The organism is Duganella kummerowiae (assembly GCF_053572355.1).
In genome coordinates, this window is record NZ_JBKFEH010000005.1 from 148,369 (window position 1) to 174,204 (window position 25,836).

Consider the following 25,836-nt stretch of genomic DNA (forward strand, 5'->3'; position numbering starts at 1 on the left):
ACCATGCTGATGCCCAAGACGCATCGTATCGCCCTGCTGTTCAACGCCAACAAGATGTTCGACCGCGAGGTCATCACCGGCATTGCCGCCTACCTGTCCAGCACCCGCACCTCCTGGGACCTGTTCCTGGAGGAGGATTTCCGCTTGCGCCTGCCCGGCATCGAGGCCTGGCAGGGCGACGGCGTGATCGCCGACTACGACGACCCGGCCGTGGCCGCCGCCCTGGCGCGCAGCCGGGTGCCGGTGGTGGCGGTGGGCGGCTCCTACCAGGACACGGGCGATTATCCATCCGGCGTGCCCTATGTGGCGACCGACAATTTCAAGCTGGTCAAGCTGGCCTATGACCACCTGATCGAAACCGGGCTGCGCAACTTCGCCATGTTCAGCCTGCCGGAATCGCAGGAAAACCGCTGGGCCCAGGAACGCGAGAAAGCCTTCCGTACCCTGATGCAGCGCGACAACCTGGCGGCCGAAGTCTACCGGGGCCACTGCACCAGCGCCCCGGCCTGGGACGAGGCGGTGCAGCAGCAGATCGCCTGGCTGCGCAGCCTGCCCAAGCCGGTGGGCGTGATAGCCGTGACCGACGCCCGCGCGCGCCAGCTGATGCAGGCCTGCATGATCGCCGGCATCGCGGTGCCGGAGCAGGTGGCCCTGATCGGCATCGACAACGACCCGCTGGCCCGGGTGCTGACCCGCATCCCGCTCAGTTCCGTGATCCAGGGCGCCCAGGAGATGGGACGCACGGCGGCCCACCTGCTGGACCAGATGCTGCACGGCGTGCGCCTGGCCGACCACCGCATCCTGGTGCCGCCGGCCGGCATCAACGTGCTGGCCTCCAGCATGCACGAGCCGGCCAAGCATCCGCACGTGATGCGGGCGCGCCACTTCATCCGCCAGTATGCCTGCCAGGGCATCAAGACCGACCAGGTGGCCGATTACGTGGGCATTTCGCGTTCCTCGCTGGAATTCCATTTCCGCCAGGAGCTGGGCTGCAGCGTGCATGACGAAATCCTGCGCTTCCGCCTGGACGCCGCCATTGCCAGGCTGCGGCGCGGCGATTGCAACCTGTCCGACGTGGCGGCCAGCTGCGGCTTCACGTCCAGCCAGTACATGCATTCCGTGTTCAAGCGCGAGCTGGGCTGCACGCCGCGCGCCTACCAGGACCAGGCCCGCGCCCGCGAGCCGGACGCCGCCGGCCACCTCTCATGATGGCCGACGACGTCAGCGCCGGCTATCCCCTGTCCTCGGGCCGGCTGCATACCCTGCGCAATGCGCGCGGCATGCGGCTGACCATCAGCGAGCAGGGGGCGGCGCTGGTGTCATGGTGGGCGCCGGACCGCTACGGCCGCATGGCCGACGTGCTGCTCGGCTATGCCGGCGGCGGCCAGGTTGCAAGCCAGGGCGGAACCCGGGGCGCCGCCGTCGGCGCCTGGGCCAGCCGCATCGCCCAGGGCCGCTACACGCTGGACGGCGCCACGCTGCAGGTGGGCGCGGACGGCGGACCGACGCTGGGCGGGGCCGGGCTGCGCGGGGCGCGCTGGCAGGCTGCGGCCGACCAGGACGGCCTGGTGCTGCGGCTGGAAACGGCGCATGGCGACAGCGGCGCGGACGGCTTGCCCGGCCGGCTGCAGGTGCAGGTACGCTACCGGCTCGACGATGACGGCAGCCTGACCGTCGCCTGCGAGGCGGTGGCGGACGTGGCCACCACCATCCACCTGAGCGTCCATCCGTATTTCAACCTCAATGGCGGCAGCGCCGACGTGGGCGACCACATGCTGCAGATCGCCGCCGACCACTATTTGCGCATCGATGCCGGCGGGCTGCCGGTGGGACGGGCGCCGGTCAGCGGCACGCCCTTCGATTTCCGCGAGCCGGCCGCGATCGGCGCGCGCCTGGGCTGGCCCGATCCGCAACTGCGGCTGGCGGGCGGCTTCGACCACTGCTATTGCGTGGATCTGCCGCAGGAAGAAGGTGGGGGCGGGGGCGCTTGCACGGTACCGCGCGAGGTGGCGCGGGTGGTCGATCCCGGCTCGGGACGGCGGCTGCAGGTGTCCACCACCGGGGCCGGGCTGCAGTTCTACAGCGGCAATGTGCTGGAAGGGGTGCAGGGACGCGCCGCGCGGCCCTATGTGCGGCACGACGGCTTCTGCCTCGAGGCCCAGGCCGGCGCCGGGCCGGCCGGAGTGCTGCTGCAGCCGGGCCGCGTGCACCGCCAGGTCACGGTGTACCGCCTGTCGCTGCAGGCGTGAGGCGCTGCGTGGAATCATGATCGTGCTTGGTGAGTTTCGCAATTGCGCCGCAGGCCGGGGCGCGGCACCATGACAGGAACATAGCAGGCCGCGCCCACAGCGGCCCACCACAACGGAGACTGAAGCATGAAGAAACTGATAGCCGCCACGCTGATGCTGGCTGCCTGCGGCAGCGCCAGCGCCGACGCCAGGAATCCCAAGATCGGCTTTTCCATCGACGACCTGCGCCTGGAGCGCTGGGCGCGCGACCGCGACTACTTCGTGGCGGCCGCCTCGCAGCTGGGCGCCAAGGTGTACGTGCAGTCGGCCGACGGCAGCGAGCAGAAGCAGCTGTCGCAGATCGAGAACCTGATCTCGCGCGGGGTAGACGCGCTGGTGATCGTGCCCTTCAACGCGACCGTGTTGAGCAACGCCATCCGCGAGGCCAAGAAGGCCAACATCAAGGTGATTTCCTATGACCGCCTGGCGCTCAACGCCGACATCGACGCCTACATCTCCTTCGACAACAAGGCGGTGGGCGAGATGCAGGCCCAGAGCCTGGTGCAGATCAAGCCCAAGGGCAATTACTACCTGCTGGGCGGCGCGCCCACCGACAACAACGCCAAGATGCTGCGCGAAGGCCAGCTGGCCGTGCTGCAGCCGCTGATCGACAAAGGCGACATCAAGGTGGTCGGCAAGCAATGGGTCAAGGAGTGGAGCGCGTCCGAGGCCATGGCCATCGTGGAAAACGCCCTGACCGCGAACGGCAACAAGATAGATGCGGTGGTGGCCTCCAACGACGCCACGGCCGGCGGCGCGATCCAGGCGCTGGCGGCGCAGAAGCTGGCCGGCAAGGTGCCGGTCTCGGGCCAGGACGCCGATATCGCGGCGGTGCGGCGGGTGCTGTCCGGCACCCAGGCCATGACCGTGTACAAGCCCCTGAAACTGATCGCCAGCGAGGCCGCCAAGCTGTCGGTGCAACTGGTGCGCAACGAGAAGCCGGCCTACAACGCGCAGTACGACAACGGCTACAAGAAGGTCAGCACCGTATTGCTCAAGCCCACCCCGCTGACCAAGGCCAATGTCGACCTGCTGGTGGCCGACGGCTTTTACACGAATGCTCAGTTGAGCGGCAAGTAGTCTCCTGCGGGGTTATCGGGGCAGGGGGGCCTGTCCCGATTTTTTTCGCCAGCTCATGAAAACCTTTTCATAAATGAGATACCGTTTTTTGTCCGTGACCATGCTGTGCGCGGTGCTTGCCGGCGCTGCCGCCGCCGCGCCGGGTCTACCATCGCTGGACCTGGGCCAACGCTATGTGTGGGACAGCGTGGCCATCGGCGGCGGCGGTTTTGTCTCGGCTATCATCCCTGCGCGCGACGGGTCCGGCGTGCTGTATGCACGCACCGACGTGGGCGGCGCCTACCGCTGGGACGCAGCGGCGGCGCGCTGGCAGCCCTTGCTGGACTGGCTGCCGGACGACAGCACCGGCTACCTGGGCATCGATGCGCTGGCCGTCGATCCGCACGATGCCGCCCGGGTCTACCTACTGGCCGGGACCGGCTACCTGAACGGTGGCAAGACGGCCATCCTGCGCTCCTCGGACTACGGCCGCAGCTTCGCCGTCACCGACGTGACGGCGCAGTTCAAGACCCACGGCAATGGCATGGGGCGCGGCAATGGCGAGAAGCTGGCCGTCGATCCCGGCGCCGGCGAGGTGCTGTACGCGGGCACGCGCTGGAACGGTTTGTTCCGCAGCGTGGACGCCGGTCTGACCTGGCAGCGCCTGCCGGGACTGGACGTGACCGCCACGCCCAACGGCGCCGGCATCAGCTTCGTGCTGCCCGATCCGGCCAGCGTGGCGCACGACAGGGCCCAGCGGCTGTATGTGGGCGTGTCGCGCGACGCCGCCGTGGGCCCCAACCTGTACCGCAGCGACGACGGCGGCGCCAGTTTCGCGCCCGTCGCCGGTGCGCCCCGGCTGATGCCGCAGCGTGCGGCCCTCGATGGCGCCGGCCACCTCTACCTCAGTTATGCCAATGGCGCCGGACCGCATCCCAGCCAGTCGCCGCCGGAACCCATGGACGATGGCGCGCTGTGGCAGTACCGCATCGCGGACGGGGCCTGGCGCAATGTCACGCCGCCGGGTGTCAAGGCGGCCTTCAGCGGCATCGCCGCCGATCCGCGCAATCCGCAGCGCCTGCTGGCATCGACCATCAGCGCCTACCTGCCGCAGGGCAGTGGCCGGGGCGACCGCCTGTTCCTGTCCAGCGATGGCGGCGCCAGCTGGACCGACCTGGTGGCGCGCGGCTTTGCCAAGGATGCCGGCGGCGTGCCCTGGATCGCCGGCCGCCACGCCATCCATTGGGCCAGCAGCATCGTATTCGATCCGGCCGACTGCAGGGCGGCCTGGGTCACCTCGGGCAATGGCGTGTTCCGCAGCGCCGATCTCGGCGCCGTGCCCACCACCTGGACCTTCACCGTGGCGGGGCTGGAGGAAACCGTGCCGCTGGCCATGGCCAGCCTGCCGGGCGGGCCGCTGGTCACCGCCATTGGCGACTACGACGGCTTCCTGCACACGGAAGTGAGGCGCTACGCGCCCATCCACCAGCCCGAAATGGGCACCACCACCGGCCTCGATTACGCCGCCGCCAGGCCGTCGGTGCTGGTGCGGGTGGGCGCGGCCATGTACACCTCCAGCGACATGGGCCGCAGCTGGCGCAGGACTCCTGCCATGCGCGGCGCCAAGGGACAGGTGGCCTTGTCGGCCGACGGCGCCGTCATCCTGCACAGCCCCGAGGACGCTACGCTCAGCTACCGCTCGGACGATATGGGCGCCAGCTGGAGCGTGGTGCGCGGGCTGGAAGGCCGGCGGATGCGCGCCGTGGCCGATAGCGTCAATCCGCGCCGCTTCTACGCCTACCAGGACGGCGTGCTGCTGGCCAGCAGCGACGGCGGCGTCTCGTTCGCGCCGCGCGCGCGGCTGGCGCCCGGCGGCTCGGACCTGGTGCGCGCCGCGCCCGGCCACGAAGGCGATGTGTGGGTGGCCTTGCGCGCCGGCGGCCTGGCGCGTTCCACGGATGCCGGCGCCAGCTTCGCGCTGCTGGCGGCGGTGCAGGATTGCGGCGCGGTCGGCTTCGGCAAGGCGGCCCCCGGCGCCAGCTATCCCGCCATCTACATCTGGGGCACGGTGGGCGGGGTGCGCGGCGTGTTCCGCTCCACCGACACGGGCGCCAGCTGGGTGCGCGTCAACGACGACGCCCACGCCTACGGCGGCCCCGGCGACGGCCATTTCATCCTGGGCGACATGAACAGCTATGGCGTGGTCTACATGAGCACGGCCGGCCGTGGCGTGGTGGTGGGACGGCCCGCACAGCAGGCCGCCGCGCCGGAGCGCACTGTGCCGCACTGACATGACAACGATTTCACGGCGCCACGGCGCCATCGCAGGACCGTATCCACCGCGTGGGGGTGCCACGCATAAAAAAGAGAAGGGGAGACCAAGTGAAACAACTCAACAAGACCGCCATTGCCATCGCCGTGGCCCAGGCCACGCTGATGCTTGCCAACAGCGCCACCGCGCAGGATAGCGCCGCCGCCGGACAGGGCGCGGTGGTGGTGGTGACCGGCCAGCGCGCGGCGCTGAACTCGGCCCAGAAGATCAAGCAGGATGCCGATGAAATCGTCGACTCCATCGTGGCCGACGATATCGGCAAGCTGCCGGACCGCTCGGTGACCGAGGTGCTGCAGCGCGTGGTGGGCGTGTCCATCGACCGCACCATGGCCAAGGGCGATCCGGAGCACTACTCGGTGGAAGGCTCGGGCGTGACCATCCGCGGCCTGAACTACGTGCGCTCGGAGTTGAACGGGCGCGATTCGTTCTCGGCCAACGGCGGCCGCTCGCTGAACTTCGAGGACGTCCCGCCCGAGCTGATGGCCGGGGTGGACATCTACAAGAACCCGTCCGCCGAACAGATCGAGGGCGCCGTGGGCGGCCTGGTCAACCTGCGCACCGCCATGCCGTTCGACTTCAAGGGCTTCAAGTCGGTGATTTCCATCCAGGACAGCTACGCCACCCTGAAGAAGGGCAAGGCATCGCCCTCCGCCTCCGGCATGATCTCCAACCGCTGGAAGACCCCGATCGGCGAAGTGGGTGCGCTGCTGGACCTGGCGTATTCGGAAAGCGCGGTGCGTACCGACGCCTTCCAGGTCGAACCCTACTACCCGCGCACCGACATCGTCAGCGGCAAGACGGTGTGGATACCGAAAGGCGCGCAGTGGCGCACGCTGGAATTCGACCGCAAGCGCGAGGGCGCCTACGGCGCGCTGCAATGGCGTCCCAGCACCGAGCTCAATACCTCGCTGACCTACTTCAAGTCGCGCTACCGCATGAAGTGGGACGAGCAAGCCATTTTCGCCCAGTCCAGCCCCTACAACATCCAGGTCAGCAAGGACGCCACCTATGACGCCTATGGCGCGCTGCTGACCGGCACCCTGACCGATCCGGCCGACGGCGGCATCAACTTCGGCGACGACACCCGCACCGCCACCCGCAAGTCGGACACCACCGATATCTCGTGGAATGTGCGCTGGAAGCCGGCCAGCCAGTGGACCGTGACTTCCGACCTGCAAAGCATACGGGCCCACACCAACAGCCTCGATTCCACCGTGGCCACCGGGGTCCAGCTGCCCAAGGAGAATATCGATTTGCGCGGCACCGTGCCGCGCCTGAATTTCGACGCATCCGACCTGGCCTACCTGGCCAATCCGAACAACTACTACTGGGCCTTCACCATGGAGCACATGGACCGCAGCAAGGCCACGGAGAAGGCCTGGAAGGGCGACGTCAAGTATGACTTCGACCATCCGGTGCTGCGCGACGTGCGCTTCGGCGCGCGCCTGACCCAGCGCGACTCGGTCACGGAAAACTCCAATCCCAGCTACAACTGGTCGCCCATCAGCCAGACCTGGCAGCTGGGCTGGGACATCAGCAAGCTCGCCTCGCTGGGCGATCCCCGCTTCTCCGGCAACACCAATCTGCACAGCTTCGACAACTTCTTCAACGGTGGCGTGTCGGTGCCCTCGGTGGTGTTCCCGGACGTGTCGCTGGCCAACGGCTTCCCGGGCAGCTACGCCGCCCTGCACAAGTACCACGACATCCTGTGCCAGGAACTGGCGGCGCAGCAGAACCGCGCGCCCAACTGCACCCCGTGGGCGGCCGCCACCTTCGGCACCGACCCGGCCGGCCGCAACGAGCAGGATGAAAAGACCAAGGCCCTGTACGGCCAGCTGCGCTTCGGCTTCGACAACCTGGCCTACCCGGTCGACGGCAACATCGGCGTGCGCTACGTGAAGACCGATACCACGGCCCACGGCTACGTGGTGTTTACCCAGACCATCCCGGCGATACCGGCCGGCGCCAACGTGACCGGCCCGACCTGGACCAGCATCCTGCCGTTTTCCAAGTCGCAGGACTTCGAGAACAGCTACCACAACGTGCTGCCCAGCCTGAACCTGCGCCTGAAGGCCAGCGACAGGCTGCAATTCCGCTTCGCCTTTGCCGGCGCGCTGTCGCGGCCTGATTTCTCGCAGCTGCAGGCCTACACCACCATGTCGCAGACGGTGGACGCCACGGTCAACGCCGCCAACAACAGCGTGGTGGTCAACAGCGTCTCGCGGTCCGGCACGGCGTCCGGCAACCCGCTGCTGCGCCCCACCACTTCGCGGCAGATGGACCTGAGCACGGAATGGTATTTCGCGCCGGCCGGGGCGATCACGATGGCGGTGTTCAACAAGCAGCTGAAGGACATCATCATCAACCAGACCTATAACTACCAGCTGCCGGACGTGAACGGCAATGCCCAGAATTTCACCATCACCGGCCCGGTGAACGGCGCCCGTGGCCGCGCGCGCGGCGTGGAGCTGGCCTACCAGCAGTATTTCGACAAGCTGCCGGGCTGGCTGTCCGGCTTTGGCGTGCAGGCCAACTACACCTTCGTGGACAGCAAGCAGGACCTGTACAACCCGGTGTACCAGGCTTACTGCACCGGTTCCAACACGGCGGCCAACCTGAACCTGAATCTGAACGGCTGCGACACCAACGGCCAGACCTTCGGCAACCTGCCGCTGCAAGGCCTGTCGCGCAACGCCTACAACCTGGCGCTGATGTACGACAAGGGCAAGCTGTCGGCCCGCGTGGCCTACAACTGGCGCTCCAAGAGCCTGCAGGCGGTCAACGTCAACGGCACCCAGGGCAGCGACGGCACCGACACCAATCCGGCCAGCCCCACTTACGGCCAGCACGTGGTCACCTGGGGCTTGCCGACCTACGCCGGTTCCTACGGCCAGCTGGACGCATCCATTTTCTACCAGATCAACGACAATCTGTCGATTGGCCTGGAGGGACAGAACCTGACCGACGCCCGCTACACCCAGCTGATGGACCAGCATATCGGCACCAAGGGACGGGCCTGGTTCGTGTCCGGCCCGCGCTATACTGCCCAGCTCCGATACACCTTCTGAAAGGCGCACACATGAAGCAGTCCACCGGCCGCAGGCTGTCGATCCTGACCCTGGCCACCCTGACCCTGGCGGCGCTGGCCGCTGCCGGCGCCGCCGCCGCGGGCGCGTCCGAACTTCCACGCATCGTCAAGCAGGACGGGCGCTACGCCTTCATGGTCGATGGCGCGCCGTTCGTGATGCTGGGCGCCCAGGTGCACAACTCCAGCAATTATCCGGCCGCGCTGAAGAAGGTGTGGCCGGCCGTGAAGGACATGCACGCCAACACGGTGGAGGTGCCGGTCGCGTGGGAGCAGATCGAGCCGGTGGAGGGCAAGTTTGACTTCAGCTTTGTCGATACCCTGGTCAAGGAGGCGCGCGAGAACAAGGTGCGCCTGGTGCTGCTGTGGTTCGGCACCTGGAAGAACACCGGGCCGTCCTACACCCCGGAATGGGTCAAGTTCGACAATGCGCGCTTCCCGCGCATGCTGGACAAGGACGGCAAGCCTATCTACTGCCTGTCGCCGCATGGCGAGGAAACGCTCAAGGCCGACCGCAAGGCGTTTGTCGAGCTGATGAAGCACATCAAGAAGATCGACGAGGCGCAGCGCACGGTGATCATGATGCAGGTCGAGAACGAGGTCGGCACCTATGGCTGGGTGCGCGACTTCAGTCCGAAGGCGCAGGCGGCCTTCCAGCAGCCGGTGCCGCAGGCGGTGCTGGACCATAAAAAATCGCCGGTGCCGCTGGCGGCGTCGGGCAGCTGGTCCCAGGTGTATGGCGACTATGCCGACCAGTACTTCCACACCTGGGCCATCGCCAGTTACATCGAGGAGATCGCCAAGGCGGGACGCGCCGTGTACGACCTGCCCATGTACGTCAACAACTCGCTGCGCAATCCGCTCACGCCCATGGCCCCGTGGAACAACGATTTTTCCAGCGGCGGCCCGACCTATGACGTGATCGACATCTACAAGGCGGCCGCGCCCCACATCGATTTCGCCGGTCCGGACGTCTACAGCCCGGACTCGAAGAAGTTCCACGCCACGCTGGACAAGTTCCAGCGCCCCGACAATCCGCTGGTGGTGCCGGAAATGAGCAATGGCGCCGACTATGTACGCTACAGCTGGCTGGTGCTGGGACGCGGTGCGCTGGGTTTCGCGCCGTTCGGCATCGACTACGCCGACTACAGCAATTTCCCGCTCGGCTCCAAGGCCAAGGACAAGAGCATGGTGGAACCGTTCGGCAAAATCTTTGCCGTGTTCCGGCCCATGGAGCGGCAGTGGGCGCGCTGGGTGGCGGAAGGCCGCACCTACGGCGTGGCCGAGGGCGACGACCGCGCCGCGCAGAGCGTGGAGATGAAGAACTGGAAAGCCAACGTCACTTTCCGCGAATGGCAGTTCGGCGACCGCTCCTGGTTCAAGGATGTCAAGGAAATGCAGGCCGGGACCGAGTCGCCCAACGGCGGCGTGGCCATCGCGCAGATCGCCGACAATGAATTCATCATCGCCGGCCAGAATGCGCGCGTGCGCATCGAGGGTCTGGGCGCCAACGGCGGCAAGGAAGTGCTGTGGGCGCGGGTGGAGGAGGGGCAATTCAACGCCCAGGGGAAATGGGTCATGGAGCGCAACTGGAATGGCGACCAGACCGATTATGGCCTCAACCTGCCCGCGCAGCCCACGGTATTGAAGGTCAAGGTAGGCACCTGGTAAGCCCGCCATCACACAAGAACGGAGACAGCAAGTGCGATACATCCCTATGTCCGCGGTGACCTGTTTGGCCCTGGCCGCATCCAGCCTGGCGCTGGCGTCCAGCGTGGAAAAAACCGCCAGCGGTGTGGTGGTGCAGCCCGACCAGGGCGCGGTGAAGGAAGTACGGCTGGAGCTGATGGCCGATAACATCATCCACGTGGTCAAGACCGACCGCGCCGGCAAGCAGCTGACGCCCTCGCTGATGACCATCGCCCAGCCCTGCGCCTGCCGGTTCACGGTGGAGAAGGCGGCCGGCGCGGTGACCCTGAAGGCCGGCGCCATCTCTGCCACGGTGGCGCTGGCGGACGGACAGCTGCAGTTCCGCGACGCCGGCGGCAAGGTGTTCCTGCGGCAGGCGTCGGAAAGCCTGGCGCCGGTCGACGTCGGCGGCAAGCCCTTCCTGGCCATCAAAGAGGGCTTCAACCACGGCACCCGCGATGCGTACTACGGCCTGGGTCAGCACCAGAACGGGCAGATGAACTTGAACGGCGAGGATGTGCTGCTGGCCCAGCACAACATGGACGTGGCGGTGCCCTTCCTGGTCTCGGACAAGAACTACGGCCTGCTGTGGGATAACAACTCGATCTCGCGCTTTGGCGACCCCAAACCCTACGGCCCGCTGGTGCGCGACCTGAAGGTGGTGGACAGCGAGGGCAGGGAAGGCGGCCTGACCGCGCGCTACTACGTGGGTGGCAAGCTGATGCTGACGCGCCACGAGAAGGATATCGCCTACCAGTACCTGAAGGACGTGGCCGAGAACTGGCCGGCCAAGGAACTGGGCGACATCAAGCAGCTCAAGGATGTGAAGGTGGTATGGGACGCCACTCTCAGTTCGGACCAGCCGGGCGAGCACAAGCTGCAGCTGTATTCTTCCGACTACGCGACCCTCAGCATCGATGGCAAGCAGGTGCTGGACGTATGGCGTCAGGGCTGGAATCCCTGGTACCACAATTTTGAGGTGAAGTTCGAGAAGGACAAGCCGGTCCGGCTGCACCTGGAATGGAAGCCGGCCGGCGGCATGGTGGCCATCACCCACAACAACCCGCTGCCGGCGCCGGAGCGCCATTCGCTGACCATGTCGTCCGAGATCGCGGAAGCCATCAATTACTACGTGATTTCGGCGCCCAGCATGGACCAGGTGATCGCCGGCTACCGCCTGCTGACCGGCCAGGCGCCCATGATGCCGAAGTGGGCCTACGGCTTCTGGCAGTCGCGCCAGCGCTACGAGACCCAGGAGCAGTTGCTGGAGACGGTGCGCGAATACCGCAAGCGCGGCTGGCCGCTCGATAACATCGTGCAGGACTGGTTCTACTGGCCGGAAAACGCCTGGGGTTCGCATGACTTCGACCAGAAGCGCTTCCCCGATCCGAAAGGCATGGTGGACGAGGTGCACCGCAACCATGCGCGCATCATGCTGTCGGTCTGGGGCAAGTTCTACGACAGTACCGCCAACTACAAGGAACTGCTTGCCAAGGGCCATATGTGGACAAGGAACGTGGAGGATGGGGCGCTGGACTGGGTCGGGCCGGGCTACAGGAACAGCCACTACGATCCCTACACCCAGGAGGCGCGCGACATCTACTACCGCCAGATGAAGACCAAGCTGGTCGACCTGGGCTTTGACGCCTGGTGGATGGACAACAGCGAGCCTGATGTGCTGTCCAACTCGCGCCCTGAGGATTTCAAGAAGCTGATCGGGCCCACCGTGTATGGCGCCGGCGAAATCACCTTCAATCCCTACAGCCTGGTGCACACGCAAGCCATGTATGACGGCTTGAAGCGCGACCAGCCGGACACGCGCCAGTTCATCCTGTCGCGCTCCGGCTTTGCCGGCATACAGCGCAATGCGGCGGCGGTGTGGAGCGGCGACACGGTGGCGCGCTGGAACAACCTGTACGACCAGATTTCGGCGGGCGTGTCGTTCTCCATGTCGGGGATTCCGAACTGGACACACGATATCGGCGGCTATGCGCAGGAGGAGCGCTTCCAGTTCGGCGAGGTGGGCAGCGCGCAGGAGAACCGCGGCACGGGCGCCAAGGTGGTCAATCCGGCCGACGTGAAGGAATGGCAGGAGATGAATGTGCGCTGGTTCCAGTTCGGCGCCTTCTCGCCCCTGTTCCGCTCGCATGGGGAAGTGGTCAAGCGCGAGATCCACAAGATTTCGCCGGAAGGCTCGGAGATGCGCGACACCATGGTGTGGTACGACCAGCTGCGCTACCGCCTGATGCCCTATATTTACACGGCGGCGGCCGCGACGCACTACGACTCCGGCACCATCATGCGCGGCCTGGTGATGGACTTCCCGGGCGACGACAAGGCCAAGGACATCAAGGACCAGTATTTGTTCGGGCATGACCTGCTGGTGGCGCCGGTGTATGTGTACGGCGCGCGCGAGCGCAGCGTGTATCTGCCCAAGGGCGCGTCCTGGTACGACTTCCATAGCGGACGGCGCTACGCGGGCGGCGCCACCGTGACCATACCGGCGCCGCTGGCGCGCATGCCGCTGCTGGTGCGGGCCGGCGCCATTGTCCCGCTGGGGCCGGTCATGCAGTACGTCGATGAGCAGCCGGACGCGCCGCTGACCCTGCAGGTCTACACTGGCGCCGACGGCCAGGCCAGCCTGTACGAGGACGACGGCGTCAGCAATGCCTACCTCAAGGGCGAAGCGAGCCGCATCCCGTTCCGCTACCAGGAGGCCAGCGGCACCCTGACCATCGGTGCGCGCAGCGGCGCCTACCGTGGCATGCCCGAGCGGCGGGTGTTCCGGGTGCAGTTCATCGGCCCCGGCCAGGCCCCTGCCGCGCAACTGGACCAGGGCGGCCGCGAGGTGCGCTACGACGGCCACGCCGTGGTGGTGAAGCGCTGACGCAACGGTAGCGCTGGCTTGCAGTCCGCAAGCCGGCGGCCGCCGCGCCGGCGCTGCTTGCCGGGACAATGGCGCCCGCAGCGCATGTCATGCCTTGCGTCAAGTTTATTTGGCGTGTTGCAGCTGCGCAAATCGTGATTATTGGTGACTATTCCCGTGTTTTCACCCGCTACCATGGAAGTCGATAACGATTTCATGTCCATGGATGCCTGAAGCGGGGGAAAGTATGAAACTGAGTAATTTAAGCGTGGCCAAACGGCTGGGCATAGGGTTTGGATTGGTGTCGCTGCTGTTGCTGGTGGTGATAGCGCTGGGTTTGAGCAGCATGCGCCAGATCCAGGGGCGGATGGTGGAAATCACCAAGGTCAACGGGGTCGAGACGCGCCTCGCGCAGACCATGGACCTGACCGTCACCGAGCGCGCCCTGGCGCTGCGCAACCTGATCCTGCTGAAGGACGCCAAGGAAATCCAGATCGAAACCAAGCGCATCGGCGACCAGAGCGCCAAGTACGGCGACGCGCTCGACAAGCTGGCGCGGATGTTTCGCGAGACCCAGGGTACCACGGATGAGGAGCGCGGCCTGCTGGACGCCATCCGCAAGCAGGGCGAACTGGCCGCGCCCTACATACAGCGCGCCCAGGACATGGCGCTCAATCAGCAGCAGGACGAGGCCTACAAGCTGCTGCGCTTTGAATTCCGGCCGGTGCAGAAGCAGTGGTGGGAACTGATACGCAAGCTGGTGGCGCTGGAGGAGCAGCAGAACAGCGAGGCGGTGCAGAATGCCGATGAAGCCTACGAGTCGGCGCGCCGCCTGATGCTGCTGGTGGGAGCGCTGGCGCTGCTGTGCAGCGCCGTATCGGCGTGGCTGATCACGCGCGGCGTGGTGCGCCAGCTCGGCTGCGAGCCGGGCGACGCGGCGGCCATCGCCGCCGAGATCTCGGGTGGCAACCTGGTGGTGCCCATCAGCGTTGGGCCGGACGACCGTGGCAGCCTGCTGTACGCGATGCACGCCATGCGTGAGGGCTTGCTGCGCATAGTCAGCCAGGTGCAGGAGAGCAGCGCCACCATTTCCAGTGCGGCCCAGCAGATCGCGGCCGGCAACCTGGACCTGTCGGCGCGCACCGAGCAGCAGGCCAGCACGCTGGAGGAGACGGCCTCGTCGATGGAAGAGCTGACCAGCACCGTGCGCCTCAATTCGGACCGGGCCAGCCAGGCCAACGGCCTGGCGGAATCCGCCTCCAACGTGGCCGCCAAGGGGGGCGCGGTAGTGGCCGAGGTGGTGCATACCATGGCCGCCATCGATACCTCGGCGCACAAGATCGTCGACATCATTGCCGTGATCGATGGCATCGCCTTCCAGACCAATATCCTGGCGCTGAACGCGGCGGTGGAAGCGGCCCGCGCCGGAGAGCAGGGGCGCGGCTTCGCCGTGGTGGCTTCGGAGGTGCGCACGCTGGCGCAGCGCAGCGCGGCGGCAGCCAAGGAAATCAAGGAATTGATCGGCAATTCCGTCAACCAGGTCCAGATCGGCAACCGGCTGGTGGAGCAGGCCGGGGCCACCATGCAGGACGTGGTGGGCAGCGTGCGGCGGGTGACGGACATCATGGCCGAGATCATGATGGCCAGCCGCGAGCAGTCGGCCGGGATCGAGCAGATCAACCAGGCGGTGATGCAAATGGATGATGTGACCCAGCAGAACGCGGCGCTGGTGGAGGAAGCGGCGGCCGCGGCGCAGGCGATGCAGGTGCAGGTCAACAACCTGAACCAGGCGGTTGGCGCATTCCGTACCGGCCAGGCGCTGCCGGTGGCACTGCCAGCGGCGCCGGCCCGCGCCGCGTTGCCCGGCAAGTCCGCGCCGCGCCTGGCCCCGGCCGCAGCGCGCAGCCAGGAGTGGGAAGAGTTCTGACGCCGCAGCCAGGCCAATAACCCTGGCGTCGGTATCTACCCCGGTGTCACCCCGGGGTGTCACCCCGGTGTCAGGTGTCACCCCGGTGTCAGGTCTGCCAATGGTACATGAGCTCGCCTCTGAAGGCGGACCCATGTACTAATGGCAGATCTGACACCGGGTGGGTGGACACCGGGTGGGGCGCGACAGGCCGGGGGGCTGGGCGCCGGGAGTATCAGCCCTGCTGGCCCAGCACCGTGCCACCACGGGTGTCAGGTCTGCCAATAGTACATGACCTCGTCTTGCCACCACGGGTGTCAGGTCTGCCAATAGTACATGACCTCGTCTGGAAAAGCGGACTCATGTACCAATGGCAGATCTGACACCGGGGGGCGGACACCGGGGGACACCAGGGGAGGTCAGACACCGGCGGGCTGGACGCCAGGAGGGGTCAGCCCTGCTGGCCCAGCACCGAGCGGTGGCGCGAGTAGCCGAAGTAGACGGCCAGGCCGATCACCAGCCAGATGGCGAAGGCGATCCAGGTGGTCAGGGTCAGGTAGGCCATCAGCACCACGCAGAACACCACCGCCAGCGCCGGGATCACCGGCACGCCGGGGCAGCGGAAGGCGCGCTTCAAGTCGGGGCGCTTCTTGCGCATGATGACCACCGCCACCGACACCAGGCAGAACGCGGCCAGGGTGCCAATGTTGATCAGCTCGGTCAGCACGTTGAGCGGCACCACGGCGCCGATCAGGCCGAACACGATGCCGACCATCCAGGTGGCGAAGAACGGGGTCTGGAAGCGCGGGTGCACCGACGACAGGCGCTTGGGCAGCAGGCCGTCGCGCGACATGGCGAAGATCACGCGGGTCTGGCCATAGGCCATTACCAGGATCACGGTGGTCATGCCGAGTATGGCGCCCAGGTCGACAAAGCCGGCCACCCAGTTCTCGCCCGCGTATTGCAGGGCCAGGGTGACGGGATGGTCGATGCCGAGGAATTGCTTGTACGGCACGATACCGGTCATGATGGCCGACACCACCACGTACAGCACGGCGCAGGCGGCCAGTGAGCCGATGATGCCGATCGGCAGGTCGCGCGCCGGACGCTTGACTTCCTCCGCCGCCGAGGTCACGGCGTCGAAGCCGATGAAGGCGAAGAACACCAGCGCTGCCGCGCTCAGCATGCCGTGGGTGCCATAGGGCATGAAGGGCTGCCAGTTGGCCGGCTGCACATGGCGCGCGCCCACCACGATGAACAGCAGCACCACGCCGATCTTGATGGCCACCATGATGTTGTTCAGGCGCGCCGATTCACGCACGCCCCAGCTCAGCATGGCGGTCAGCACCAGCATGATGCACAGCGCCGGGAGGTTGATCCAGGTCGTGACGCCGGGGATGGCGCCGGGCGCCGCCGTCAGCACCACGGGCAGCTTGACGCCGAAGCCGGCGATCAGCGACTGGAAGTAGCCGGACCAGCCCACCGACACCGCCGAGGTGGCCAGGCCGTATTCCAGCAGCAAGTCCCAGCCTATCATCCAGGCCGCCAGCTCGCCCAGGGTGGCGTAGGTATAGGTGTAGATGGAGCCCGCCACCGGCACGGTGGAGGCGAATTCGGCGTAGCACAGGGCCGCGAAGCAGCAGGCGATGGCCGCCACCACGAAGGACAGGGTCAGGGCCGGCCCGGCCGTCACGGCGCCGGTGCCCGTCAACACGAAGATGCCGGTGCCGACAATGGCGCCTATGCCCATCAGGACCAGGTCGAATGGTCCCAGGACCTTGGCCAGTCCGCCCGGCTTGTGGCTGGCGGCGACCATCTCATCCAGATTTTTTGTTCTGAAAATACCCACTTCAGTTCTTCTCCACGAGTTGACGTTGTAATAAATTTTTAGCAACCAGACCTGGCGGTAGCCGGGCGCTGCGGGATACTAGCACGGCCAGCGTGGCTGGTGGCACCGTTCTATAATGTCAGGCTTGCTTCCGTTGCAATCAGAGGACGTTTCAACATGACCATGGTGTCGTTGCAGCTCCTCGCCGTGCAAGTGCACTGTGTTCGGAGCTGCGCCTGGCCACGCCCATGTTGAAACGTCCTCTTATGCCGAAACCATGACCGCTTCCCCCTCGCGCCGCAGCCTGTGGCTGGCCCTGCTGGTGGCCGCCGCCTTCTTCATGGAAAACCTGGACGGCACCGTGATCACCACGGCGGTACCCGATATCGCGCGCTCCTTTGGCGTGCTGCCGCTGGACCTGGGCGTGGGCGTGAGCGCCTACCTGCTGACCCTGGGCGTGTTCATCCCCGTCAGCGGTTGGGTGGCGCAGCGCTACGGTGCGCGCCAGGTGTTCGCGGCCGCGCTGGCCGTGTTCACCATCGCCTCGGTGCTGTGCGGGATGGCGGACGGCCTGGCCGAATTCGTGCTGCTGCGCGCCCTGCAGGGCGCGGGCGGGGCCATGATGGTGCCTGTCGGGCGGCTGGTGGTGCTCAACAACACGCCCAAGGACAGGCTGATGGCGGTGATCGCCACCCTGACCTGGCCGGCCCTGGTGGCGCCGGTGCTGGGGCCGCCCATCGGCGGCTACATCGCCAGCCATGCCTCGTGGCGCTGGATCTTCTACCTCAACCTGCCGCTGGGCGTAATCGCTTTCGCGCTGGCCTGGTGGCTGGTGCCGCCAGGGATGAAAGCCGAACGCCGTCCGTTCGACTGGCCCGGCTTCGCGCTGGGTGGTGGCGCGGTGCTGGGCCTGACCTGGGCGTCCGAGCTGCTCAGCCACCCGCAGGCGCCGTGGAGCGTGGCGCTCGCGCTGCTGGCCATCGGACTGGCGCTGCTGGCATGCGCCGTGCGCCACTGGCGGCGCGCCGCCCACCCGCTGATCGACCTGGATACGCTGGCCATCCCCACCTTTGCCGTAACCATCCATGGCGGTTCGCTGTTCCGCATGGCCATCGGCGCCGTGCCCTTCCTGCTGCCGCTGATGTTCCAGGTCGGCTTCGGCCTGGACGCCTTTCATTCCGGCCTGCTGGTGATCGCCGTCTTTGCCGGCAACCTGGGCATGAAGCCGGCCACCACGCCCATCCTGCGCCGCTACGGCTTCAAGCGCGTGCTGCTGGTGAACGGCCTGGTGAACGTGGCTGCGCTGTTTGCATGCTGCCTGCTGACCCCGGCCACGCCGCTGTGGGTGATCGTGCTGGTCCTGTTTGTGGGCGGGCTGACCCGCTCCATGCAGTTCACGGCCTTGAACACCATCGCCTTTGCCGACATGCCGCAGGCGCGCATGGCGGCCGCCAATACCCTGTTCAGCACCGCCTTCCAGGTGGCCATGGGACTGGGCGTGGCGCTGGGCGCGGTGGGGGTGAGGCTGGGGCAGTGGCTGACGGCGCAGGCCGGATGGGAGGCGGTGCCGGCGCTGGAATTCCGGCTGGCCTTCGTGCTGGTGGCGGCCGCCAGTCTTGCGGGCCTGTGGGATGCCTGGAAGCTGGCCGATGGCGCGGGCGACCATGTCGCCCGCAGGCCGGCGGCCTAGGCTTGCCGCCTCAAGCCTGGCGTGAGCCGCCGCGGCGGCGCATCCAGCCCAGCAAGCCCAGGCCGGCGGCCAGCATGCCCCAGGTGGACGGTTCCGGCACGGCCGAGACGCGCACGGCGTCGATGTCGGGCGCGCTCCACCCGCTGCTCTTGTTGGCGGTGGCGAAGGAGTAGTAGCGCACTTCGTCGATGCCGCTGGCGTCCGCCAGGCTGAGCAGGGTGCCGTTGCCGCCGGTGAGGTTGCCGCTGCCGGTCAGCACGCCGTCGTTATAGGTCTGCCAGTAGCCGTTTGCGGTCAGGTAGCCGGAAGCCACCGCGAACTGGATGGCCTGGAAGTCGCGGCCGCTGGCCAGCGCGATGCTGATGTAGGCGTTGTTGCCGGAGGCGGCGAAGTAATTGCCGGCAAAGGCGGAGCTGATCTCGCTGCTGACGTTGTCGTAGCAATCGAGGCCGCCAAAGCCGCAGCCGTTGGTGCTGTCGGCGGCGACGCCGTTGACGATGTTGAACAGCAGGCCGTTTTCCGTGTAGCTGGTCGCAACCGTGCTGTTGAGTTCGAAATCGGCGCGGTTGCTGTAGGCGGCCAGGGGCGTGGTGCCGGTGGTGACGTTCACGGCGGCGCTGGCGTCCAGCAGGGCGCCGGCGGCGGCGATGGCCAGGGCGCATCGGGTCAGTGCGTGTTTCATTTTATTCCTATCGGTGGGATGGGCCGGCGGGGCGCCGGCCCGGGTTGCATCAAGGGGTGGGGATCAGGTCGACCGCGTCATACGCATAGCCGGCGCTGAGGTATTGCGACGCGCCGCTGCCGCTGATGGCGGTCAGGGTCACGACGTTGGTGCCGGCCACGAAGGCGCTGGCCGGCACGGCAAAGCTGTAGGTGGTGTTGTTGCCACGGTAGGTGCCCACCGTCAGGCTGCGCGTGCTGGGCTGGGTCGATGGCGACGGATTGGACGAGGTCCAGCTGTTGACGGTCAGCTTGGGCCGGCCGCCGGCATAGGCGGTGGTGATGCCGGCGCGCAGGGTGTAGGCCTTGACCTGGGCGGCAGTCAGGTTGAAGCGGATCACGATGTTGCCGTTGATATCCTTCCACTGGTAGGCAGGGAAGCCGGTGGCGGCGGACGAGCTGCCGACGATGAAGTCGCCCGGGGTCCAGGACGCCATGCGCACGTCGGACGGATGCATGCTGGTGACCTTGTCGCCGTTCAGGAACTCTGCCGGCGAACCATCCCAGTTGCCGATGCGCCACTGTGCGGCGGTGGCGCTGGGGTCGCCCGTGATGGTGATGGTGTTGAGCGCGGTGGTGCCGCCGGCGGAGATGGTGACGCTGCGGGTGTCCACCGCCAGCTCGTTCTTGTAGATCGTCATGGTGTAGGTGCCGGGGATGACGCCGCCCAGGTTGAAATAGCCGTTGCTGGCGGCCGCCGTGGTCCAGTATTGGGCCTTGCTGTTGGACAGTCCCACCGTGTAGGTGTAGTTGGTGTCGCGGCCGTTGATGCCCACGCCGGCCACGGCGCCGCGCGCATTCGGCGCCACGTAGCCGGTCAGGCCCATGCCGGAGAACCAGGACGTGTCCACCGCGCCGGGCGCGGCGCCATTGGTAAACACCATGGTGTAGGTATTGAGGATGCCGGTGCGCAGGGCCTCGGTCTGGCCCTCGCCATAGTTGATGATGTAGGTGATTTCCTGGTTGGTGTCGGTGCCCTGGTTGAGCAGGCTGCGGTAGAACGGGCCGCCCGAGTTGCCCTCGTTGTTGTCGCGGACTATCCACAGGCCGGCGGTGCTGCTGGTGGCGCCGATATAGCTCCAGTCCTTCAGGCGCTGGTTGGAATAGTGCTTGGAGCGGGTCTGGCCGTTGGCCAGGCCAAAGATGTCGCTCGATTCGATGGCGCCCGTATTGTTGCGGATGTCGGACGGGGTGGGGCCGTTGGGCAGGGCGGCGATCGGCACCCGCACGATGAAGCGGGCCAGGTTCAGTGTGTCCGGCTCGGTGGTGAAGTAGGTGCCCATGTAGATCCTGGGCTCGCCCTTCTTGGCCATGTAGTAGTGGGTCAGGTTCCCGGCCTGTACCGTGACCTTGATATAGTCGGTGCCCACGGTGGCGGCGGTCACGGTGACGGCCGAGACGCCGCTGTACAGGTAGTCGAAGCCGGAGTTGAGCTGGCTGCCGCGCGACTGGTCCTGGTACTGCACGCCGTTGTACACCAGCGAGGCGATGTCGCCGGCCGACTGGGTGCTCACGCCATTGTCGGTGCGGCGTATCTTGAACACCAGGCCGGCGCCCGTGTCCACCGTGTAGAAGTTGGTATCGGAGCTGAGCCCGAAGGTGCTGGTGTCGGCCGTGGTGGCCAGCAGCTTGGCGGAAGTGGAGGAAGTGTTGGCGTCGAGGTTGCCGCCGCAACCGGCGAGCAATAGGGTGCCCGCCGCGCCCAGGCACAGGGCGCGCAGAGTCCATGAGGTCATGTTGTCGTCTCCGTGATTTATTGGTATGTTTTTTTGTGCGTTCGATAACGCCAGGCCAGTATTGATATTTCCAGCCCGGGCGGTCAACCGGCTACCTGCAACAATGGCCAATAAATCACGGAGTTGAGCAGCGCGCGTTGCGGCCGCGCGCCGACCGATATCAAAATCAGTATAGGACCACGGAGCGTATCGATTCCCCGGTTTTCATCAGGTCGAAGCCTTCGTTGATGCGCTCCAGCGGCAGGCGGTGGGTGATCAGGTCGTCGATATTGAGCTTGCCCTCCATGTACCAATCGACGATTTTCGGCACGTCGGTGCGGCCGCGCGCGCCGCCGAAGGCCGAGCCTTCCCACTTGCGTCCGGTGACCAGCTGGAACGGGCGGGTGGAGATTTCCTGCCCGGCCGCCGCCACGCCGATGATGATCGAACGGCCCCAGCCCTTATGGCAGCACTCCAGCGACTGGCGCATGGTGGTGGTGTTGCCTATGCACTCGAAGCTGTAGTCGGCGCCGCCATCGGTCAGTCCGATGATGGTGTCGACCACGTTTTCCACCTCCTTGGGATTGATGAAGTGGGTCATGCCGAACTGGCGCGCCATGGCTTCGCGGGCCGGGTTGATATCGACCCCGATGATCTTGTCGGCGCCCACCATTTTCGCGGCCTGTATCACGTTCAGGCCGATGCCGCCCAGGCCGAACACCACCACGTTGGCTCCCGCTTCCACCTTGGCCGTGAACAGCACGGCGCCCACGCCGGTGGTGACGCCGCAGCCGATGTAGCAGACCTTGTCGAACGGCGCATCGGAGCGGATTTTCGCCAGCGCGATTTCCGGCACCACGATGTAGTTGGAGAAGGTCGAGGTGCCCATGTAGTGGTAGATCGGTTTGCCGTCCAGCGAGAAGCGGCTGGTGGCGTCCGGCATCAGGCCACGGCCCTGGGTCGAGCGTATGGCCTGGCACAGGTTGGTCTTCTGCGACAGGCAGAATTTGCACTGGCGGCATTCCGGCGTGTACAGCGGGATGACGTGGTCATCCTTCTTCAGGCTTTTCACGCCGGGGCCGACGTCCACCACCACGCCGGCGCCCTCGTGGCCCAGGATGGCGGGGAAGATGCCTTCCGGGTCGGCGCCGGACAGGGTGTAGTAATCGGTGTGGCAGATGCCGGTGGCCTTGATCTCGACCAGCACCTCGCCCTCGCGCGGGCCGGCCAGGTCGACTTCTTCGATGGTCAGCGGTTGGCCGGCCTGCCAGGCCACGGCTGCTTTGGTTTTCATGCGCGCTCCTTTGTGCGGTAAAAGCGCCGATTGTGCCGTTTCCACGGCCATCCCGGGGCGGGCGCGCCTGCGCGTGGCCGGATATGCTGCGATAATGACCGGATTTTCACCATCCCCTACCGCATGCAGCCGCGCACCATCGATATCGTCGTCTACCCTGGTTTCAAGGCCCTGGAGGCCATCGGCCCCATGTCCGTGTTCGAATACGCCAACCTGCACCTGCGCCGGCGCGGCCAGCCGGATGGCTATGACGTGCGCATCGCCGCCACGGCGGCGGGGGCGGTGGCCTCGGACACCATGATGTCGCTGCAGGCCACCAAGGTCCTCAGCCCGCTGGCGCTGCCGGACGACGTGATCATCGTCGGCGCCCGCCATATCGAGGCCGCGCTGGCGGCGGCGCCGGGCATCACGGCCTGGGTGGGGCAGGCCTGGCCGCGCATCCGGCGCCTGGCGGCGCTGTGCTCGGGCGCCTTTTTCCTGGCCTCGGCCGGGGCCCTGGACGGCAAGCGCGCCACCACCCACTGGGGCGTGGCGGCGCGGCTGCAGCAGGAGTTCCCTGGCATCGAGGTGGATGCGGACGCCATCTTCGTGCGGGCCGGGAACCTGTGGACCTCGGCCGGGGTCACGGCCGGCATCGACCTGGCGCTGGCCTTCGTGGAGGAGGACCATGGGCGCGAGCTGGCGCTGGAGGTGGCCACCGAGATGGTGGTCTACCTCAAGCGGCCCGGCGGGCAGTCGCAATTCAGCTCGCATTTGATGAGCCAGAAGACGGCCCGTCCCGGCATCCGCGAACTGCAGGCCTGGATACTGGACAACCTGCAGCAGCGCCTGACGGTGGCCCAGCTGGCGCAGAAGGCCATGATGAGCGAGCGCCATTTCACCCGGGTGTTCCAGCAGGAGGTGGGCGTCAGTTCGCAGGAATTCATCGAACGCGGCCGCTTCGAGGCGGCCAGCCGGCTGCTGGCCGACCTGGCGCTGCCGATGAAGGCGGTGGCGGCCCGCAGCGGCTTCACCGACGAAGCGCAGATGCGGCGCGTGTTCCAGAAGCGGCTGGGGATCACCCCCCGCCTGTACCGCGAGCGTTTCGCCACCACCGGGGTGGGGCAATAGTGCGCTGGCCGCCCGGGACCGCCGTCACCCCAGCAGGCGGGTGGCGGCATGCATGTACAGCGGTATCCCCAGCAGGATGTTCAGGGGGAAGGTGACGCCCAGCGACAGGCTGAAATAGATGGACGGGTCGGCCTCAGGGACGGCATGGCGCAGGGCGGCCGGCACCGCGATATACGAAGCGCTGGCCGCCAGCACCATCAGCAGGGCGCAATTGCCGACCGACAGGCCCAGCACTTTGGCCAGCGCCAGCGCCGCGCAGGCATGCGCCAGGGGAGCGGCCACGGCGTACATCAGCAGCCAGGGCGACTGGCTGCGCACATTGCCCAGGTTGCGCGCGGTCAGCAATCCCATATCGAGCAGGAAGAATGCCAGCATTCCCTTGAACAGGTTGATGGAAAACGGCGCCAGCGCCGCCTTGCCCGCCTCGCCGGTGGCCAGGCCGACCACCATGGCGCCGATCAGCAGCAGTTGCGTGCCATCGGTCAGCGATTCGCGCAGCAGCTTGCGCAGGTCCGGCGACGGGCCGCCGGCCCCGGCCATGCCGGCCAGGGCCATGCTGCCGCCGCCTGCCGGCAGCGCGGCGGCCGGCGCCGGCCGGCGCAGCGCATGGGCCAGCAGCACGGCGATGACGATGGCGGGCGACTCCATCAGCGCCATGGCGGCCGCCATGTGGCCACCGTAGGCAATCTGGTGGTTGTCGAGGTACTGGGTCGCGGTGATGAAGGTCACCGCGCTGACGGACCCGTAGGTGGCCGCCACCGCCGCCGCATTGTAGCCATCGGTAACCCGTTTGAGCAGGGAATACGCAATCAAGGGCAGCGCCAGCGCCAGCAGGACTGCCGCGCCCAGGCTGAGCGCCACGTCGCGGTTGAGGCCGGACTGCGACAAGGCAAAGCCGCCTTTCAGCCCCAGCGCCATCAGCAGGTACAGCGACAGGAAGCGCGAGATCTGCGGCGGAATCTCGAGGTTGGATTTCAGGCAGCCGGCCAGGATGCCGAAGGCGAAGAACAGGATGGCTGGATCGAGGAAGTTATGCATATTTTTGTATGGAAACAATCGGACCCTCATGCTACCCTCGGGCGGATATAAAGAAAAATCGATTATTCAAATTCGATCCATAGATAAAATACTATGAATGCCACCTTTCGCCAACTGCGCCTGTTCCTTGCCTTTGCCGAGCTGCGTTCCGTGACCGCCGCCGCGCGCGCCTGCCACGTCACCCAGCCCACCGCCTCCATGCAGCTGCGCGAGCTGTCCGACGCGGTCGGCGTGCCGCTCTACGAGCAGCTGGGCAAGCAGATGTACCTGACTGCGGCCGGGGAGGCGCTGGCGCGCACGGCGCGCGCCATGATGAACGAGTGGGCCGGCTTCGAGCAGGCCATTGACGAAATGAAAGGGGTGGAGAGCGGGCGCCTGAGGCTGTCGATCGTGAGCACCGCAAAGTATTTTGTGCCGCGCTTGCTGGGCGCCTTCTGCGCCGCGCATCCCCAGGTCGACATCGCCCTGGAAGTGTTGAACCGCGACCGCGTGGTCCAGCGCCTGGCCGAGAACCTGGATGACCTGTATGTGATGTCCATGCCGCCAGAGGGCATGGCGCTGGAACGCCAGGAATTGATGGCCAATCCGCTGGTGGTGATTGCCGAGCGTGGCCACGCACTGGCCACGCGGCGGCGCCTGGCGCCGGACAGCATGGCGGGGAGCCGCTTCATCCTGCGCGAACAGGGGTCCGGCACCCGCCTGGCCGGCGACCGGCACCTGCGCGCGCTGGGCCTGGCGGTGGACGTGCGGATGGAGCTCGGCAGCAATGAAGCAATCAAGCAGGCGGTCGCGGCGGGCCTGGGCCTGGGCATCATTTCGCGCTATGCCCTGGCCGCCAATCCGGCCGAGGAGGGACTGGCCGTGCTGGATGTGGACGGCTTCCCGATCCGCTGCAGCTGGTGGATACTGTATCGGCTGGGGAAGAAGCTTACGCCGCTTGCCTCGGCGTTCCTGCGCCATGTGAGCGCTGCGGCAACATAGCGGGAAGCACCACTTTTTTGTGGCAAGGACGGCATCATGCGTCCCAATTCTCACACTTTCTAACAAATAATTTTAGTTTCCGTTTGGAATTTATCGACAGTTGGCCCCAGTCGGGGTACAGTTCAGTCATTCCGTAAAGCAATACGGAACCCGCACCCAATACCTGTGCGCCGCGCCGCCAGCCCTGACAGTGGACAGGACGGCGCCCAGTTTCACCCCTGATTCACTCCGCCCA

General features: G+C 66.6%; 16 protein-coding genes. 11 read left to right on the forward strand and 5 right to left on the reverse strand.

What is annotated here, in order from left to right; genetic code table 11:
• Positions 1 to 3 precede the first annotated feature (3 nt).
• From ACLB1G_RS05340 to ACLB1G_RS05375, 8 genes are all read left to right on the forward strand, one after another.
• Positions 4 to 1,209, forward strand: coding sequence for a XylR family transcriptional regulator (locus tag ACLB1G_RS05340; RefSeq protein WP_491626153.1), 1,206 nt, complete (start codon positions 4 to 6; stop codon positions 1,207 to 1,209).
• Positions 1,206 to 2,249, forward strand: coding sequence for an aldose epimerase family protein (locus ACLB1G_RS05345; RefSeq protein ID WP_491626154.1), 1,044 nt, complete (start codon positions 1,206 to 1,208; stop codon positions 2,247 to 2,249). The genes ACLB1G_RS05340 and ACLB1G_RS05345 overlap by 4 nt, the downstream gene beginning before the upstream one ends.
• Before the next feature lie 153 nt (positions 2,250 to 2,402).
• Positions 2,403 to 3,368, forward strand: coding sequence for a D-xylose ABC transporter substrate-binding protein (xylF, locus tag ACLB1G_RS05350; RefSeq protein ID WP_491626186.1), 966 nt, complete (start codon positions 2,403 to 2,405; stop codon positions 3,366 to 3,368).
• Positions 3,369 to 3,441: 73 nt separating this feature from the next.
• Positions 3,442 to 5,637 (forward strand): exo-alpha-sialidase, encoded by a 2,196-nt coding sequence (locus tag ACLB1G_RS05355; protein WP_491626155.1) that lies wholly within the window; start codon positions 3,442 to 3,444, stop codon positions 5,635 to 5,637.
• 92 nt (positions 5,638 to 5,729) lie between these two features.
• Positions 5,730 to 8,747: a TonB-dependent receptor gene (locus ACLB1G_RS05360; RefSeq protein ID WP_491626156.1), complete on the forward strand. Its 3,018-nt coding sequence runs from the start codon at positions 5,730 to 5,732 to the stop codon at positions 8,745 to 8,747.
• An 11-nt stretch (positions 8,748 to 8,758) separates the two neighbouring features.
• Positions 8,759 to 10,435 carry a GH35 family beta-galactosidase gene (locus tag ACLB1G_RS05365; RefSeq protein WP_491626157.1) on the forward strand — a complete coding sequence of 559 codons (1,677 nt, stop codon included), beginning with the start codon at positions 8,759 to 8,761 and terminating at the stop codon, positions 10,433 to 10,435.
• A gap of 46 nt (positions 10,436 to 10,481) precedes the next feature.
• Positions 10,482 to 13,340 carry a glycoside hydrolase family 31 protein gene (locus ACLB1G_RS05370; protein ID WP_491626158.1) on the forward strand — a complete coding sequence of 953 codons (2,859 nt, stop codon included), beginning with the start codon at positions 10,482 to 10,484 and terminating at the stop codon, positions 13,338 to 13,340.
• A gap of 226 nt (positions 13,341 to 13,566) precedes the next feature.
• Positions 13,567 to 15,246: a methyl-accepting chemotaxis protein gene (locus ACLB1G_RS05375; protein WP_491626159.1), complete on the forward strand. Its 1,680-nt coding sequence runs from the start codon at positions 13,567 to 13,569 to the stop codon at positions 15,244 to 15,246.
• A 430-nt stretch (positions 15,247 to 15,676) separates the two neighbouring features.
• Here the strand turns inward: ACLB1G_RS05375 and bcaP are convergent, their stop codons facing one another.
• The gene (gene bcaP / locus ACLB1G_RS05380) at positions 15,677 to 17,074 is read right to left on the reverse strand and encodes a branched-chain amino acid transporter BcaP (protein WP_491626160.1); all 1,398 of its coding nucleotides are present in this window, start codon (positions 17,072 to 17,074) and stop codon (positions 15,677 to 15,679) included.
• A 256-nt stretch (positions 17,075 to 17,330) separates the two neighbouring features.
• Here bcaP and ACLB1G_RS05385 point away from each other — a divergent pair, with 256 nt between their 5' ends.
• The gene (locus ACLB1G_RS05385) at positions 17,331 to 18,743 is read left to right on the forward strand and encodes an MDR family MFS transporter (protein WP_491626161.1); all 1,413 of its coding nucleotides are present in this window, start codon (positions 17,331 to 17,333) and stop codon (positions 18,741 to 18,743) included.
• A gap of 10 nt (positions 18,744 to 18,753) precedes the next feature.
• Here the strand turns inward: ACLB1G_RS05385 and ACLB1G_RS05390 are convergent, their stop codons facing one another.
• The 3 genes from ACLB1G_RS05390 to ACLB1G_RS05400 form a co-directional block, all read right to left on the reverse strand.
• Complete coding sequence (locus ACLB1G_RS05390) at positions 18,754 to 19,425, reverse strand: PEP-CTERM sorting domain-containing protein (RefSeq protein ID WP_491626162.1); 672 nt, start codon at positions 19,423 to 19,425, stop codon at positions 18,754 to 18,756.
• Between the two features lie 49 nt (positions 19,426 to 19,474).
• On the reverse strand, positions 19,475 to 21,199 hold the full coding sequence (locus ACLB1G_RS05395; RefSeq protein ID WP_491626163.1) for a rhamnogalacturonan lyase B N-terminal domain-containing protein: 1,725 nt from the start codon (positions 21,197 to 21,199) through the stop codon (positions 19,475 to 19,477).
• A gap of 166 nt (positions 21,200 to 21,365) precedes the next feature.
• Positions 21,366 to 22,472 (reverse strand): S-(hydroxymethyl)glutathione dehydrogenase/class III alcohol dehydrogenase, encoded by a 1,107-nt coding sequence (locus tag ACLB1G_RS05400; protein ID WP_491626164.1) that lies wholly within the window; start codon positions 22,470 to 22,472, stop codon positions 21,366 to 21,368.
• A 123-nt stretch (positions 22,473 to 22,595) separates the two neighbouring features.
• Here ACLB1G_RS05400 and ACLB1G_RS05405 point away from each other — a divergent pair, with 123 nt between their 5' ends.
• The gene (locus ACLB1G_RS05405) at positions 22,596 to 23,582 is read left to right on the forward strand and encodes a GlxA family transcriptional regulator (protein ID WP_491626165.1); all 987 of its coding nucleotides are present in this window, start codon (positions 22,596 to 22,598) and stop codon (positions 23,580 to 23,582) included.
• A gap of 24 nt (positions 23,583 to 23,606) precedes the next feature.
• Here the strand turns inward: ACLB1G_RS05405 and ACLB1G_RS05410 are convergent, their stop codons facing one another.
• Positions 23,607 to 24,620: a sodium-dependent bicarbonate transport family permease gene (locus ACLB1G_RS05410; protein ID WP_491626166.1), complete on the reverse strand. Its 1,014-nt coding sequence runs from the start codon at positions 24,618 to 24,620 to the stop codon at positions 23,607 to 23,609.
• Between the two features lie 93 nt (positions 24,621 to 24,713).
• Between ACLB1G_RS05410 and ACLB1G_RS05415 the strand changes: the two genes are divergently transcribed.
• Positions 24,714 to 25,601, forward strand: a complete 888-nt coding sequence (locus ACLB1G_RS05415; RefSeq protein WP_491626167.1) for a LysR family transcriptional regulator — start codon at positions 24,714 to 24,716, stop codon at positions 25,599 to 25,601.
• The last annotated feature ends 235 nt before the right edge of the window (positions 25,602 to 25,836 follow it).

What these genes read in the sequence shown, in the direction of transcription:
- ACLB1G_RS05340 (WP_491626153.1), top strand. Translation starts at nt 4, where the DNA reads ATGCTGATGCCCAAGACGCATCGTATCGCCCTGCTGTTCAACGCCAAC.
- ACLB1G_RS05345 (WP_491626154.1), top strand. Translation starts at nt 1,206, where the DNA reads ATGATGGCCGACGACGTCAGCGCCGGCTATCCCCTGTCCTCGGGCCGG.
- xylF (WP_491626186.1), top strand. Translation starts at nt 2,403, where the DNA reads ATGCTGGCTGCCTGCGGCAGCGCCAGCGCCGACGCCAGGAATCCCAAG.
- ACLB1G_RS05355 (WP_491626155.1), top strand. Translation starts at nt 3,442, where the DNA reads ATGAGATACCGTTTTTTGTCCGTGACCATGCTGTGCGCGGTGCTTGCC.
- ACLB1G_RS05365 (WP_491626157.1), top strand. Translation starts at nt 8,759, where the DNA reads ATGAAGCAGTCCACCGGCCGCAGGCTGTCGATCCTGACCCTGGCCACC.
- ACLB1G_RS05370 (WP_491626158.1), top strand. Translation starts at nt 10,482, where the DNA reads ATGTCCGCGGTGACCTGTTTGGCCCTGGCCGCATCCAGCCTGGCGCTG.
- ACLB1G_RS05375 (WP_491626159.1), top strand. Translation starts at nt 13,567, where the DNA reads ATGAAACTGAGTAATTTAAGCGTGGCCAAACGGCTGGGCATAGGGTTT.
- ACLB1G_RS05385 (WP_491626161.1), top strand. Translation starts at nt 17,331, where the DNA reads ATGACCGCTTCCCCCTCGCGCCGCAGCCTGTGGCTGGCCCTGCTGGTG.
- ACLB1G_RS05390 (WP_491626162.1), bottom strand. Translation starts at nt 19,425, where the DNA reads ATGAAACACGCACTGACCCGATGCGCCCTGGCCATCGCCGCCGCCGGC.
- ACLB1G_RS05395 (WP_491626163.1), bottom strand. Translation starts at nt 21,199, where the DNA reads ATGACCTCATGGACTCTGCGCGCCCTGTGCCTGGGCGCGGCGGGCACC.
- ACLB1G_RS05400 (WP_491626164.1), bottom strand. Translation starts at nt 22,472, where the DNA reads ATGAAAACCAAAGCAGCCGTGGCCTGGCAGGCCGGCCAACCGCTGACC.
- ACLB1G_RS05405 (WP_491626165.1), top strand. Translation starts at nt 22,596, where the DNA reads ATGCAGCCGCGCACCATCGATATCGTCGTCTACCCTGGTTTCAAGGCC.
- ACLB1G_RS05410 (WP_491626166.1), bottom strand. Translation starts at nt 24,620, where the DNA reads ATGCATAACTTCCTCGATCCAGCCATCCTGTTCTTCGCCTTCGGCATC.
- ACLB1G_RS05415 (WP_491626167.1), top strand. Translation starts at nt 24,714, where the DNA reads ATGAATGCCACCTTTCGCCAACTGCGCCTGTTCCTTGCCTTTGCCGAG.